This window comes from Pseudomonas sp. FH4 (assembly GCF_000510915.2).
GTDB lineage: Bacteria > Pseudomonadota > Gammaproteobacteria > Pseudomonadales > Pseudomonadaceae > Aquipseudomonas > Aquipseudomonas brenneri.
The window spans coordinates 319,755-333,569 of record NZ_AOHN01000020.1 but is presented as its reverse complement, the minus strand read 5'-3'; the positions used below and the strand labels follow the sequence as shown (position 1 = coordinate 333,569).

General features: G+C 60.0%; 13 protein-coding genes. 11 read left to right on the top strand and 2 right to left on the bottom strand.

Annotated elements, in window-relative coordinates; translation table 11 throughout:
- The first annotated feature begins 6 nt into the window (after positions 1-6).
- The 8 genes from H097_RS16615 to H097_RS16580 all read left to right on the top strand — a co-directional run bounded on the left by H097_RS16615 (position 7) and on the right by H097_RS16580 (position 9,100).
- Positions 7-1,017, top strand: coding sequence for a Gfo/Idh/MocA family oxidoreductase (locus H097_RS16615; protein WP_032861082.1), 1,011 nt, complete (start codon positions 7-9; stop codon positions 1,015-1,017).
- A 159-nt stretch (positions 1,018-1,176) separates the two neighbouring features.
- On the top strand, positions 1,177-2,223 hold the full coding sequence (locus tag H097_RS16610; RefSeq protein WP_032861080.1) for a Gfo/Idh/MocA family oxidoreductase: 1,047 nt from the start codon (positions 1,177-1,179) through the stop codon (positions 2,221-2,223).
- Positions 2,224-2,588: 365 nt separating this feature from the next.
- Positions 2,589-3,524 (top strand): sugar ABC transporter substrate-binding protein, encoded by a 936-nt coding sequence (locus tag H097_RS16605; RefSeq protein WP_032861079.1) that lies wholly within the window; start codon positions 2,589-2,591, stop codon positions 3,522-3,524.
- Positions 3,525-3,586: 62 nt separating this feature from the next.
- On the top strand, positions 3,587-5,125 hold the full coding sequence (locus H097_RS16600; protein WP_032861078.1) for a sugar ABC transporter ATP-binding protein: 1,539 nt from the start codon (positions 3,587-3,589) through the stop codon (positions 5,123-5,125).
- Positions 5,126-5,146: 21 nt separating this feature from the next.
- A complete protein-coding gene (locus tag H097_RS16595) occupies positions 5,147-6,184 on the top strand; it encodes an ABC transporter permease (protein ID WP_032861077.1) in 1,038 nt (345 codons plus the stop codon).
- 318 nt (positions 6,185-6,502) lie between these two features.
- Positions 6,503-6,907: a TraR/DksA C4-type zinc finger protein gene (locus tag H097_RS16590; protein WP_010564800.1), complete on the top strand. Its 405-nt coding sequence runs from the start codon at positions 6,503-6,505 to the stop codon at positions 6,905-6,907.
- Between the two features lie 268 nt (positions 6,908-7,175).
- The gene (locus tag H097_RS16585; protein WP_032861076.1) at positions 7,176-8,771 is read left to right on the top strand and encodes a methyl-accepting chemotaxis protein; all 1,596 of its coding nucleotides are present in this window, start codon (positions 7,176-7,178) and stop codon (positions 8,769-8,771) included.
- A gap of 125 nt (positions 8,772-8,896) precedes the next feature.
- On the top strand, positions 8,897-9,100 hold the full coding sequence (locus H097_RS16580; RefSeq protein WP_032861075.1) for a hypothetical protein: 204 nt from the start codon (positions 8,897-8,899) through the stop codon (positions 9,098-9,100).
- Positions 9,101-9,132: 32 nt separating this feature from the next.
- On the opposite strand, the gene H097_RS16575 is transcribed toward H097_RS16580, so the two are convergent.
- Positions 9,133-9,387, bottom strand: coding sequence for a hypothetical protein (locus H097_RS16575; RefSeq protein ID WP_032861074.1), 255 nt, complete (start codon positions 9,385-9,387; stop codon positions 9,133-9,135).
- Positions 9,388-9,772: 385 nt separating this feature from the next.
- On the opposite strand from H097_RS16575, the gene H097_RS16570 reads away from it, so the two are divergent.
- From H097_RS16570 to H097_RS16560, 3 genes are all read left to right on the top strand, one after another.
- Positions 9,773-10,222: a hypothetical protein gene (locus H097_RS16570; protein ID WP_032861073.1), complete on the top strand. Its 450-nt coding sequence runs from the start codon at positions 9,773-9,775 to the stop codon at positions 10,220-10,222.
- Complete coding sequence (locus H097_RS16565; RefSeq protein WP_032861072.1) at positions 10,222-10,419, top strand: hypothetical protein; 198 nt, start codon at positions 10,222-10,224, stop codon at positions 10,417-10,419. The genes H097_RS16570 and H097_RS16565 overlap by 1 nt, the downstream gene beginning before the upstream one ends.
- Before the next feature lie 116 nt (positions 10,420-10,535).
- Positions 10,536-11,549 carry an ABC transporter substrate-binding protein gene (locus tag H097_RS16560; protein WP_032861071.1) on the top strand — a complete coding sequence of 338 codons (1,014 nt, stop codon included), beginning with the start codon at positions 10,536-10,538 and terminating at the stop codon, positions 11,547-11,549.
- Between the two features lie 69 nt (positions 11,550-11,618).
- On the opposite strand, the gene H097_RS16555 is transcribed toward H097_RS16560, so the two are convergent.
- Positions 11,619-13,733, bottom strand: a complete 2,115-nt coding sequence (locus H097_RS16555; protein ID WP_032861070.1) for a TonB-dependent receptor — start codon at positions 13,731-13,733, stop codon at positions 11,619-11,621.
- Between the last annotated feature and the right edge of the window lie 82 nt (positions 13,734-13,815).

Sequence of the window (13,815 nt, the reverse complement as noted above, 5' to 3'; positions counted from 1 at the left end):
GTTGCCATGTCTTTGAAGTTGGGTGTGATCGGTACGGGCGCCATCGGCCGCGACCATATTCGCCGTTGCAGCCAGACCTTGCTCAACAGCCAGGTGGTGGCGGTCACCGATATCAACCTTGAACAGGCGGCCCAGGTGGTGGCGGACCTGCAGCTCAATGCCGAGGTGTACGCCGACGGTCATGCACTGATCAACTCGGCGCAGGTCGAGGCGGTGCTGGTCACCTCCTGGGGGCCGAGCCACGAGGAGTTCGTGCTGGCGGCGATTGCTGCGGGCAAGCCGGTGTTCTGTGAAAAGCCCCTGGCGGTCACAGCCCAGGGCTGTCGCCACATCGTCGAGGCGGAAGTGGCCCATGGCAAGCGCCTGGTCCAGGTCGGTTTCATGCGCCCCTACGACCAGGGCTATCAGGCGCTCAAGGCGGTGATCGACAGTGGCCAGATCGGCGAGCCGCTGATGCTGCACTGCGCCCATCGCAACCCGAGTGTGGGCGAGAACTACAGCACCAGCATGGCCATTACCGACACCTTGATCCATGAACTGGACGTGTTGCGCTGGCTGTTGGCCGATGACTATGTGTCGGTGCAGGTGGTGTTCCCGCGTAAAACCAGCAAGGCCCTGAGCCATTTGCGCGACCCGCAGATCGTGCTGCTGGAAACCGCCAGGGGCACGCGGATTGATGTGGAAGTGTTTGTGAACTGCCAGTACGGCTACGACATCCAGTGCGAAGTGGTGGGGGAGACCGGTATTGCCAAATTGCCGGAACCGTCCCAGGTGCAATTGCGCAGCGGCGCCAAGCTGTCGAATGCGATTCTGATGGATTGGAAAGATCGCTTTATCGCTGCCTATGACGTCGAGTTGCAGGCCTTTATCGATGGTGTGCGTGCCGGCCAGGTGGGTGGGCCATCGGCGTGGGATGGCTTTGCCGCCGCGGTGGCGGCGGATGCGTGTATCGAGGCCCAGGGCAGTGGGCAGGTCGTCAAGGTCAGCCTGCCGGATCGCCCTGCGTTCTACGGCTAGCGCCTCCCATTCCACAGGTGAAACGCGGTCGTTGTAGGAGCTGGCTTGCCTGCGATGGCGGTAGATCAGTCAAGTATTTCTAACCTGATCCACCGCCATCGCAGGCAAGCCAGCTCCTACATTTTGATGGGGTTTGCACTTCAAGCAAGGAGTTGGTTCATGCGCATCGGACTGGTTGGATACGGCCACGGTGGCCGTTTTTTTCATGCCCCGCTGATCGCCACATTGCCCGGGGCGACGTTTGTCGGTGTGGTGACTCGCTCGCCCGAGCGGCGCCAGCAACTGGCGACGGAGCATCCCGGATTGCCGGCATTCGACAGCATCGCGCAGATCGTTGAGGCCGGGGTGGATGTGCTGGTGATTTCCACCACACTCAAGGGCCGCCCGGCCCTGGTGCTGGAGGCCATTGAATATGGTGTGGCGGTGGTCAGCGACAAACCGTTTGCCAGCAATGCCGAGCAGGCCCAGGCGCTGATCACCGCAGCCGAACGTGAAGGGGTGAAACTCAGCGTCTACCAGAACCGGCGCTGGGACTCGGATTACCTCACCTTGCGCAAGCTGATCGACGCTGGCGCCCTGGGCACCATCACCCGCTTTGAATCCCGAGTGGAGCGCTACAACCCGCAAGCGGTGGGCAATGCCAGCGGCGGCGGGTTCCTGCGGGATCTGGGCAGCCACTTGGTGGACCAGGCTTTGCAGTTGTTCGGCCCGGTGGAGCGGGTGTTTGCGCAATTGCAGTACAGCGCCGAGCATCCCACGGTCGATCATGGTTTTTTTGTCTGCCTGACCCATGCCAATGGGGTGATTTCCCACTTGTGGGGCAGCGCCCTGCAAAACAGCCCGGCCCCGCGTTTTCGGGTCAATGGCACGGCGGGCTGCTACACCGTCGAGGGCCTGGACGGCCAGGAAGAAGCGCTGATGGCTGGCAAGACCCCGAAGACTGAAGGCGAGCACTGGGGCGCCGAAGAACATCGGCGCTGGGGCTGGTTTGAGCAAGGGGCGGAACGCGAGCGAATCCCCTCGCAAAAGGGCGCCTGGAACGAGTTCTACCGGCAGTTGCAACGTGCTGTGCAAGGCCTCGGCGCACTGCCGGTGGAGTCCCGGGATGCCTGGGAAACCACACGGGTGCTGGATGCCGCCAGGCTCAGCGCCGAGCACCGGCAAGTGGTAGAGATGGCCGCGGTGAAAGGGGGGGGACGAAAATAGAATAAAATTCTAAAATGAGTTGATATGGAAATTATTTTCCAATAAAGTCATTCCAGGTTGCTGAAAGTCCGTCTCGGCCTTCCTTTCTAAAGGAGCCGCGGGACTCAACAAAAACAAGATAAAAAACAACCAGGTACCGTCAGATGAAAATCTCCAACGCTGTACTGCAAGTGTTACGTTCTGCCTTCCTGCCCCGCGCACGGCCCTTCTATTTCTCTTTTCTCAATGTCCTTTGCGTCGAAAGCAAGGGCGCCCTGGTGTGCTGCATCCCAGGGGCGCCAGTGGTGCGACTGCCTGCTTCAACACCATCGCTCTGATAAACGCTACGTCCAGAAAACCAACAAGAAAGTGGAGACAGACCGTTCATGAAGACTCAGATCCGTTTCGCCCCGCTGGCCTTGGCGATGCTGCTTGCCAGTGGTGTGGCCGCCGCCGCCGATCTCAAGATTGGCGTCAGCATGTCGCAGTTCGACGACACTTTCCTGACCTACCTGCGTGAAGACATGGACAAGCAAGCCAAGTCCTACCCCAAGGGCGACGGCGTGCAACTGCAATTCGAAGATGCCCGCGCCGACGTGGTCAAGCAACTGAGCCAGGTCGAGAACTTTATCAGCCAGAAAGTCGATGCCATGGTGGTCAACCCGGTGGATACGGCCTCCACCGCCCGTATCACCAAGGCTGCGGTGGCGGCCGGCATCCCGCTGGTCTACGTCAACCGCCGCCCGGATCAGACCGACCTGCCCAAAGGGGTGGTGACGGTGACGTCCAATGATGTCGAGGCCGGCAAACTGCAAATGCAGTACCTGGCCGAGAAGATGGGCGGCAAAGGCAAGATCGTGATTCTGCTGGGTGACCTGGCCAACAACTCGACGACCAATCGCACCAAGGGCGTCAAGGAGATCCTCGGTCAATATCCGGACATCAAGGTTGAACAGGAGCAGACCGGGATCTGGCTGCGGGACAAGGGCATGACGCTGGTGAACGATTGGTTGACCCAGGGCCGCGAGTTCAATGCGGTGGTCGCCAACAACGACGAAATGGCGATTGGTGCGGCCATGGCGTTGAAAACCGCCGGCGTCAAACCGGGCAGCGTGTTGATTGGCGGTGTCGATGGCACGCCCGACGGGTTGAATGCGATTTCCAAGGGGGAGATGGCGCTCTCGGTGTTCCAGGATGCCAAGGGGCAGGCGGTCGGTTCAGTGGAGGCCGCGGTGAAAATGGCCAGGGGCGAGGCGGTCGAGCAAAACGTCGTGGTGCCTTTCCAACTGATCACCCCGGACAATGTTGCGTCATTCAAGTAGCGTTCAATAACAACAATAAGCCTGCAGGGTGATCACCGTCGCCCTGCTGATGGAGCCCCGATATGCTCGCTCAAGCGACGGCTGCGCAGCCCGCCGGCCTGGAACAACCCTACCTGCTGGAAATCGCCCATATCAGCAAAGGCTTTCCCGGCGTCGTGGCCCTGGACGATGTGCAATTGCGGGTGCGCCCCGGCTCGGTCCTGGCGCTGATGGGAGAGAACGGTGCCGGCAAGTCGACGCTGATGAAAATCATCGCCGGTATCTACCAGCCCGATGCCGGAGAAATCCGCCTGCGGGGCAAGCCGGTGGTATTCGATACGCCATTGGCCGCGTTGCAGTCGGGCATTGCGATGATTCACCAGGAGCTCAACCTGATGCCCCATATGAGCATCGCCGAGAACATCTGGATCGGTCGCGAGCAGCTCAATGGCCTGCGGCTGGTCAATCACCGGGCCATGCACCGCTGCACGGCCGAGTTGCTGGCACGGTTGCGGATCAACCTCGATCCTGAGGAACTGGTCGGTAGCCTGAGCATTGCCGAGCGGCAGATGGTGGAGATTGCCAAGGCGGTGTCCTATGACTCTGACGTGCTGATCATGGACGAACCGACGTCGGCAATTACCGACAAGGAAGTGGCCCATCTGTTTTCGATCATTGCCGACCTCAAGGCCCAGGGTAAAGGCATCATCTATATCACCCATAAAATGAATGAAGTGTTTGCCATCGCCGATGAAGTGGCGGTGTTTCGCGACGGCGCCTATATCGGCCTGCAACGAGCCGACAGCATGGACAGCGACAGCCTGATCTCGATGATGGTCGGGCGTGAATTGAGCCAACTGTTTCCCGTGCGTGACAAGCCCGTCGGCGAGCTGCTGCTGTCGGTGCGCGACCTGCGCCTGGAGGGTGTGTTTGAGGGCGTATCGTTTGATCTGCATGCCGGCGAGATCCTCGGTATTGCCGGGCTGATGGGCTCGGGCCGCACCAACGTCGCCGAAACCCTGTTCGGCATTACCCCAAGCGACGGTGGCGAAATCCGCCTCGACGGCCAGGTGCTGCGCATCAGCGACCCGCATCTGGCCATCAAGCAGGGTTTTGCACTGTTGACCGAGGACCGCAAGCTCAGTGGCCTGTTCCCCTGCCTGTCGGTCCTGGAAAACATGGAAATGGCAGTGCTGCCGCACTATTCGGGCAATGGCTTCATCCAGCAAAAAGCCCTGCGGGCCTTGTGCGAAGACATGTGCCAGAAACTGCGGGTGAAAACCCCTTCCCTTGAGCAGTGCATCGACACCCTGTCCGGCGGCAATCAGCAAAAGGCCTTGCTGGCCCGTTGGCTGATGACCAATCCCCGGCTGCTGATCCTCGATGAACCGACCCGTGGCATCGACGTCGGCGCCAAGGCCGAGATCTATCGCTTGATTGCCTTGCTGGCCAGCGAGGGCATGGCGGTGATCATGATTTCTTCGGAACTGCCGGAAGTGCTGGGTATGAGCGACCGCGTCATGGTGATGCACGAAGGCGAGCTGATGGGCACCCTGGACCGGGCCGAGGCCACCCAGGAAAAAGTCATGCAACTGGCTTCCGGTATGACGGCAGTCCACTAACGAATAAAAAGGTGACGGGTAATGAACGCGATACTGGAAAGCAAACCCGAGGAAAAGAAGCCCGCCACGGCACCGGTCAAGAGTCGGCGGCGGTTTCCTACCGAACTGAGCATTTTCCTGGTGCTGATCGGCATCGGCCTGGTGTTCGAATTGTTTGGCTGGATCGTACGTGACCAGAGCTTCCTGATGAACTCCCAGCGCCTGGTGCTGATGATCCTGCAAGTGTCGATCATCGGTTTGCTGGCGATTGGTGTGACCCAGGTGATCATCACCACGGGGATCGACCTGTCCTCGGGCTCGGTGCTGGCGCTGTCGGCGATGATTGCTGCGAGTCTGGCGCAAACCTCGGATTTTTCCCGTGCGGTGTTTCCATCACTGACTGACTTGCCAGTGTGGATCCCGGTGGTGGCCGGCCTGGGCGTGGGGTTGTTGGCGGGGGCGATCAACGGCAGCATCATTGCCATTACCGGGATCCCGCCGTTTATCGCCACCCTGGGCATGATGGTCTCGGCCCGTGGCCTGGCGCGTTATTACACCGAAGGCCAGCCGGTGAGCATGCTGTCGGATTCCTACACGGCCATCGGCCATGGCGCGATGCCGGTCATTATCTTCCTGGTGGTGGCGGTGATCTTTCACATTGCCCTGCGCTACACCAAGTACGGCAAGTACACCTATGCCATCGGCGGCAATATGCAGGCGGCGCGGACTTCGGGGATCAACGTCAAGCGCCACCTGATCATTGTCTACAGCATCGCCGGGCTGCTGGCCGGGCTTGCGGGTGTGGTCGCCTCGGCGCGGGCCGCTACCGGGCAGGCCGGGATGGGTATGTCCTACGAACTGGACGCAATTGCCGCGGCGGTCATCGGCGGCACCAGCCTGGCGGGCGGGGTAGGGCGTATCACCGGCACGGTGATTGGCGCGCTGATTCTCGGGGTGATGGCCAGCGGGTTTACCTTCGTGGGGGTGGATGCCTACATCCAGGACATCATCAAAGGCCTGATCATTGTGGTGGCGGTGGTGATCGACCAGTATCGCAATAAGAAGCAGCGCAAGCGTTAAGCTTCAAGCTGCAAGTGCGGCGGGCTTGACAGCTTGTCGCTTGCAGCTTGCAACTTATAGCTGCTTTATGAAAATTCCTGCTATAAACGCACTCCGATAACCGCCTGCCAAGCCCGTCCTGGTGCCTTTTGGGAGAATGTCGGACAAATTGCCTGTCATTTCAGTTGCTGCGCCCTCAAGTCAGCCGTAGACTGCCGCCCCTCGTAAATTGAGTGCCGGGTGGCGCTTGGAATGGACGGCGTCTTTCCCCGATCTGCAGAGGTTGGCCGGAACGCTCCCTTATTCGCCTTAATGCACGTATTTTTTATAGAGAAATCAATGACAAAGGAAAAGTTGCTGGCCATGCCGGCGGATGACTACATGAATGCCGAGCAGCACGCTTTTTTCGAGCAGTTGTTGCAAGACATGAAAGTCGAACACCACGAGCGCATTGAGCAGAACCGCATCGCCATTGAAAGCCTGGACACCCCGGCTGACCCGGCTGACGCCGCTTCGGTAGAAGAAGAGCGCACCTGGCTGGTAAACGCGATCGACCGCGACCAGCGCATGCTGCCGCAACTTGAGCGTGCCCTGGAGCGCATCAAGGAAGATTCCTTTGGCTGGTGTGATGACAGCGGCGAGCCTATCGGCCTCAAGCGCCTGCTGATCAGCCCGACCACCAAGTACTGCATCGAAGCGCAAGAGCGCCACGAGCAAATCGACAAGCATCAGCGCCAAGCCTGATCTGTCTGCCCCTGTAGGAGCGAGCTTGCTCGCGAAAGTCGTCAACGATTACACGTGTATTCTGGATAAACGTGTTGTCCCTGAGTTCTTCGCGAGCAAGCTCGCTCCTACATCAGGTGAGCGTCAGCAACCTCATCCCCCCAGTCTATTGATCTGCTGCAAGCCCTAACACCAAAGGCCCATGGATAATGGCCAATTAGTGGCGTTTAATGCAGGCACAATAATGACAGACAGTGGGGTGACAAGCATGGCTGGGGATGGATCTCTGATGGGCGCCGCCGTGGTGCCGCATGCGGTGAGCCGCCAACTGCCTGGTTGGGTGACGCCGTTCCTGCAAAGCATCGCCCTGGTGCTGATACTGTTGGGCCTGGCGTTTGCCGAGCTGTCGATCTACCTCTGCGTGCCCGTCGCCCTGTTGCTGGTCTGGCTGCCACGCCTGAAAAAACCGGCCCGCAGCCTTGCGCCTGATGTGGCCGAGGATGCCATGGGCGCGTTGACTCGCGATCTGTCCTACACCACCAGCCATAATGCGTTGTCAGCAGCTGGCGTGGCCTATTCGGTCAAGCAACTGGCGGCCAGGCTGCAATCGCAATTGGGCGCTGCCCAGCAAATCGTCAACAGTGCCGAAGTGATGATTGGCACCGAGCAACAGACTTCCCAGCTCAGCCGTGAGGCCCTCAGTGCAGCGGGCCAGGCCCATCAGCGCAGTACCGAGGGGCGGGCGGTGCTGGGGGAATCCATCAGCCGCATGCACCAACTCAGCCAGCGCGCCAGCGACAGTCGCCAATTGATCGAGGCCCTGAGCCAGCGCAGCGAAGAAATCCAGCGCGTGACCCTGGTGATTCAGTCTATTGCCAGCCAGACCAACCTGTTGGCCCTGAATGCCGCGATTGAAGCCGCCCGTGCCGGTGAGCATGGGCGCGGGTTCGCCGTGGTGGCCGATGAAGTGCGTGGCCTGGCGGGCCGTACGGCGACCGCCACCGATGAAGTGGGGGTGATGGTCGCGGACATCCAGCAGCGTACCGCCCAGGTGGTGGAGCAAATTCGCCAACTGTCCGTGGATTTGCAGGCTGGCGTCGAGCAGGTGGAGCACGCCGGCGAGCAACTGGAAAGCATTGCCACGTTGGCGGCGGGAGTGGAGGGCCAGGTCAGCGCGATTGCCCAGGGTACCGAGACCAATCGGGTGCAGCTCGACAGCCTGTTCCATGCGGTGGAGCAGATGCGTAGCGACTTGACCGTCAGCGACCAGCAGACCCAGCAGTTGGCCCAGGCCGCCGTGCAAATGGAAGGGCAGGCCGAAACGATCAGCGAGCGCCTGGCTGAAGTTGGCCTGGACGACTATCACCAGCGCATCTACGACCTGGCCCGCGAAGGTGCGAGCCGGATCGCCGCGCAGTTCGAAGCGGATGTCCAGCAGAACCGCATCAGCCTCGACGACCTGTTCAATCGCAGCTACACACCGATTGCCAACAGTCACCCGACCAAATATCACAGCCGTTTCGACGGCTACACCGATCAAGTATTGCCCACTATTCAGGAAGCCTTGCTGCCCCGTCACGAAGGCTTGGTGTTCGCGATTGCCTGCACGCCACAGGGTTATGTGCCGACGCACAACAAGGCGTTTTCCCAGGCGCTGACCGGCGATGCTCAGGTGGATGCCGTGAACAATCGGACCAAGCGCAAGTTTGAAGACCGCACCGGGATTCGTTGTGGCAGTCACCAGCAGGCCGTGTTGTTGCAAACCTATACCCGTGACACCGGGGAGTTGATGCACGACCTGTCCGTGCCGATCATGGTCAATGGCCGGCATTGGGGCGGTTTACGCCTGGGTTACAAGCCTGAAGGGCAGGCTGGCGCGCAGTAGGTCCGGGCCCGGATTGTTGCGTGTTCTGCAAGGAAGCTTCTACGCCGATAGCTTTTTCCAGCGTAGGGAACAGCTTAAGATATCGCACATTGTTAGCTTGCTAACTAATTCTGCGGAGAACTTCCATGCAAAGCAAAGTCGATGTGGCGGTGATGATTGGCAGTGGTGTGCCACAGACCCTGCGTGCGCTGGGCCTGAGGGCCTGCTGGGTGGTGTTGCTCAATGGCGAACAGCGCGGCACTGCCTTTGCCAGCCGTGACGAGGCCCAGGAGTGCCGCGCCGCCTGGCAGGCATTACTGGACCTGGAGCGATCAGATCGCTTGCATTGAGTGCTGGTTACACGCTTTGTTGCAGTCGACGCTTAACGTGTTGTGGTGCAGAGCAGGGCTTCCAACTCTTTGGCCAAGGCGCAAGCCTTGTTGTGATCGCTGCGAAAGCCTTTGACCCGACCGCTGGGCACTTCAAGAATATGGAAAAAATTCCTGCCAGCCGGGACGACCCGATACAGCGCGAAATCCGGGCACACGTTGTTGGCATGTACACTGTAGAATAGCGCGCTACCCTTGCGGGACAAGGTGCCGCAAGCCTGTGTCGGTTGACGTTGAACTCGTTGCATGGCCAGCTCCTGTCGATCTGTTGACCTACGTGCAGCTTTTCGGGTGGTTTTAAGCCGTGTTGCTGTTCTAATATTGTTGTCGGCAGCCCACGTTCGGTTCCATCCAACGTTTTTCCGTTGTTTATGGCTGTCGGAAACCACCCTTTCAAATGGGGTATTCTCTGAAGTGGGGCGTCCAGTATTCTCTGGCCGATAAACCTGTGATTTCCTGCAATGCCTGACGACCTTGTATAAGGCCTGTCCGGCCCGGCTGTACGAGTCTGGCGGGGATCAACTTCAGTTTTTCAGTGTGTCGTGCCGTATCGGCCTTTTTTGTGCTGCCTGCCTGGGCGGGTAGCGCTTTTTTAGATGTGGGGGCGTTTCCTTGGCAGTCAGTAATCTGGATATGCACGCATTGTTCGTGCTGGGTGATTTGCGCGCAAAGTTGGTTAAACAGTTTCAATCGCGGTTTGTTTACATCACGGAACAAACCCCGGAAGGCATTTATATTGCTGAAATCGATACTGAAACAGCGCTGGTGGTCGATGACAAGCCGCGGTTGGAACTCAAGGTCGGTGATCATTTTCGCGCGGCAGTACTGCCCAGTCGTGAAGGTGGCAAGTTCGAACTGAAGTTTCGCGATATCAAGTTGACGGTCTATGGCCTGGGCGACTACGCGTTTGTTTCCACGGCGCAGGGCGAGGGCATTGTGTTCAAGGAAGGCCACAGCGTGATGCTGGTGTTCGCCACCCACGAACAGTTGCAGGAAGGCCTGAGCAAAACCCTCAAGGCCGTGACCGGCAAGGCCGCCAAGTGGCGCAAGGGTGAGCTGGTGACCTTCAAGGCCAGCGAATAATGAGCGAAGGCCGGGCCCGTTTTCACCAGCAGCACCTGGCAGATGCCCAGGCCAAGGCTGCCGAACTGCTGGCTCGCAAAGATGACTTGCAAGGCGCCTGGCTGAACTGGGTGGCCAGTCAACTCTATGCCCTGCGGCCCGCCGAGTACGCCAGCATGGTGCGCCGGGAGCTGCAGCGTTTGCATCAGCAGCCCTGAATACCGGCAACCGTTTGAACCTCTACTACAGTTGCGTGGACTTAATTATTCAGGGGCTTTCGCGGCGTGACAGCAAAGCCATCCGTCATGGCTGTGTAAACGCGAGGTTCAAAGGCATGAAAGCAATTCGAGCGCTGTTGGCAGCGTCCCTTACCACTCTGGGCCTGTCGATGGCCGTACCGGTAGCGGCTGCCCAGGCGCCTATCCACTTTGCCGACCTGAATTGGGAAAGTGGCAGCCTGATCACCGAAGTCCTGCGGTTTATCGTCGAGAAGGGCTACGACTTGCCCACCGACACCTTGCCCGGTACCACCATCACCCTGGAAACCGCCCTGGCCAAAAATGATATCCAGGTGATCGGCGAGGAATGGGCGGGACGCAGCCCGGTGTGGGTCAAGGCTGAAACTGAGGGCAAGGTGGTCGGCCTGGGCGATACCGTCAAGGGTGCAACCGAAGGCTGGTGGGTGCCGGAATATGTGGTCAAGGGCGACCCGGCCAGGGGCATCAAGCCGCTGGCTCCTGAGCTGCGCAGCGTACAGGACCTGGCGCGCTACAAGGACGTGTTCAAGGACCCGGAGGCACCTGGCAAGGGGCGGTTCCTCAACAGCCCTATTGGTTGGACGTCGGAAGTGGTCAACAAGCAGAAGCTCAAGGCGTATGGGCTGGACGCGAGCTACGTGAACTTTCGCAGCGGTTCAGGCGCGGCCCTGGATGCCGAAATTGCCTCGTCGATCCGCCGTGGCAAACCGATCCTGTTCTACTACTGGTCGCCGACGCCGCTGATGGGGCGCTACAAGTTGATCCAGCTGCAAGAGCCGCCGTTCGATGCCGAGGCCTGGAAGACCCTGACCGATGCCGACAACCCCGACCCCAAGCCGACACGGTCGTTGGCGTCCAAGCTGAGTATTGGCGTGTCCACGCCGTTCCAGCAGCAGTACCCGCAGATCGCGCAATTCTTTGAGAAGGTCGACTTCCCGATTGAACCGCTCAACCAGGCCCTGGCGACAATGAGCGAAAAACACACCCCGCCCCGTGAAGTGGCGCAGGCGTTTCTCAAGGAGCATCCGCAGGTGTGGAAGGCATGGCTGACGGAGGATGTGGCCGCAAAGGTCGAAGCCAGCCTCAAATAACCTCTCATATGAAGACCAAACTGTGGGAGCGAGCAAGCCCGCTCCCACAGGTTTAACTGCATTCCAGCCTTAGAACTTGGTCTGCACCGCCAACTCGAAGGTGCGCGGCGATCCCAGGTAATACGCCGGCGACACATGGGCAAACTGCGCATACACCTCATTGGTCAGGTTGCGCACCCGGCCTGTCACCGAGGTGTGTTGATCGACCTTGTAGGTCAAAAACGTGCCAAACAGGGTGTACGCCGGCACAGTCAGGGTATTGGCGTTGTCGGCATACACCTGCGCCACGTAGCGCGCATCCACGCCGCCTTGCCAGGCAGGTGCGATGTCATAGGTCAGCCACAGGTTAGCCACCCGTTTCGGCACGTTGGTCGGCGTATTGCCCTTGCGCGAGACCACCGCGCCGCTGGCGACTTTCTCGTTGAAGTCATCGTATTGCGCATCGACCCAGGCGAAGTTGCCTTCCGCCAACAGCTTGGGAGTAATACGCAACGAACTGGCCAACTCGATGCCTCTGGACGTCTGTGCGCCCACTGCAAGGCTGCGGGTAGGGTCTTGTGGATCGGTCACGGCAAAGTCCTTGCGCTCGATGTGGTACGCGGCAACGGTGGCTGAACCGCGACCGTCCAGATAATCGAACTTGCTGCCCACTTCCCATTGCTTGCCGGTGGACACATCAAACACCTGGGTGGTGCTGGTGGGCTGTTCGGCTGCGGTGCTGTATTGCACATAGACATTGGCCGAAGGGATGAACTGGTAGGTCAGGCCAACGCGTCCGGTGACCGGCTCCCAACGACGTTTGACGTTAGGTTGATTGTCACGGTGGCTGGTCACGTCCAGGTCGATGGCGTCATAGCGCAGGCCGGTCAGCAGTGACAGTTTGTCGGTCAGGCCCAGGCGGTTCTCGACGAACAGCGCCTTGGTCGTCACTTCGGTGGTCTTGTCCTTGATAAAGCCTGGTTTGGTGCCAGGGAGGTCGTAGAAATGCCCCGGATCGTAGTGGTTCGGGTCCACCGCGTTCTTGCCGGACACGTTCAGCGGGCTGGCGGTGGTGCTGTTGACCTTGTATTCGAAACCGCCGGACCAGGTGGTGGCCAGGCCGAACAGGCTGTTGTCATGGCGCAGCTCGAACTGGTTGCCGTTCTGCTCACCCTGATGGCGCACCTGATAGGCCGTCGAACGGTTCACCACGCTGTTGTCGGCGCTGTACTGGTAGGTCTCCAGGTTGCGGTAGTCGCGCTGGCTGTCCAGGTGATAGAGGGTGTTGCGCAAGGTGGTGCTGTCGTTGATCCGGTAGTCGATGATCGAGCGGGCCCAGATTGTCCGCTGTTCGTAGCGGCCATCGGCGACGTTGTAGTTGTTGAAGCGGTTGTGCTTGTCGATCTTCAACTCGCCGGCCTTGGGGTTGAGCACCGGGGTGCCCCAGTACGGGCTGTCTTCGTGTTCGTCCTGATACTCCAGGGCCAGGGTGTGGGACAGGTTGGGTGTGAGGTCACTGAGCAGGGAAAAGGCCACGCTCCAGGCGTCACGTTGCTGGCGGTCGATATGGGTGTGGTTGGTGTTGCGGCTGACATCCAGGCGCGCGTAGTGCTGGACCTCGGCCCCGGGCTCGGTCAGGGCGTGGTTCAGGCCCAGGGCGATGCCGGTGGTGTCGTAGCTGCCATAGTTGATCTGGCCTTCGACGGCCTGTTCTTCGCGGGTGGCGAGCTTGGTCACGTAGTTCAGCGAGCCGCCCACGGAGCCGGCGCCGTTGATCAGCGAGGAGGGGCCGCCCACCAGCTCCACTCGGTCATAAATCCACGCATCCACCGGCCGTGCGAGGCCACCGGCGACGTTGATGCCGTTGAACATCTGGGTGATCTGGCTGCTGGTAAAGCCCCGATAGGAGATAAAACCACCAAACCCCGGCGGCGCACTGGCGTTGACCCCGGGCAGGGTATTGGCCGCATCCTGGAAGGTCTTGGCGCCACGGCGCTCGATATCATTGCGGTCGGCGATGCTGATGGAGGCCGGGGTTTCCCGCACGCTCAGCCCCAGGCGCGAGGCCATGCCGCTGGATTGGTCCAGGGCCAGGCCAGGCTCGTTGCTGGCGGCGCCGTCAATGGTGGTGGGGGCTAGCTCAAGGGCCCAGGCGCCAAAAGGCAGGCAGCCGCACAGGCCCGCCAGTAGAGGTAAATGTTTCATCGATAAATCCTGAAAAGCATGGCTTGGAAGCAACGCACAGCCGTCCGCGCTTCCCAGGGGAAGCAGCGTGGTATGCGGGTCA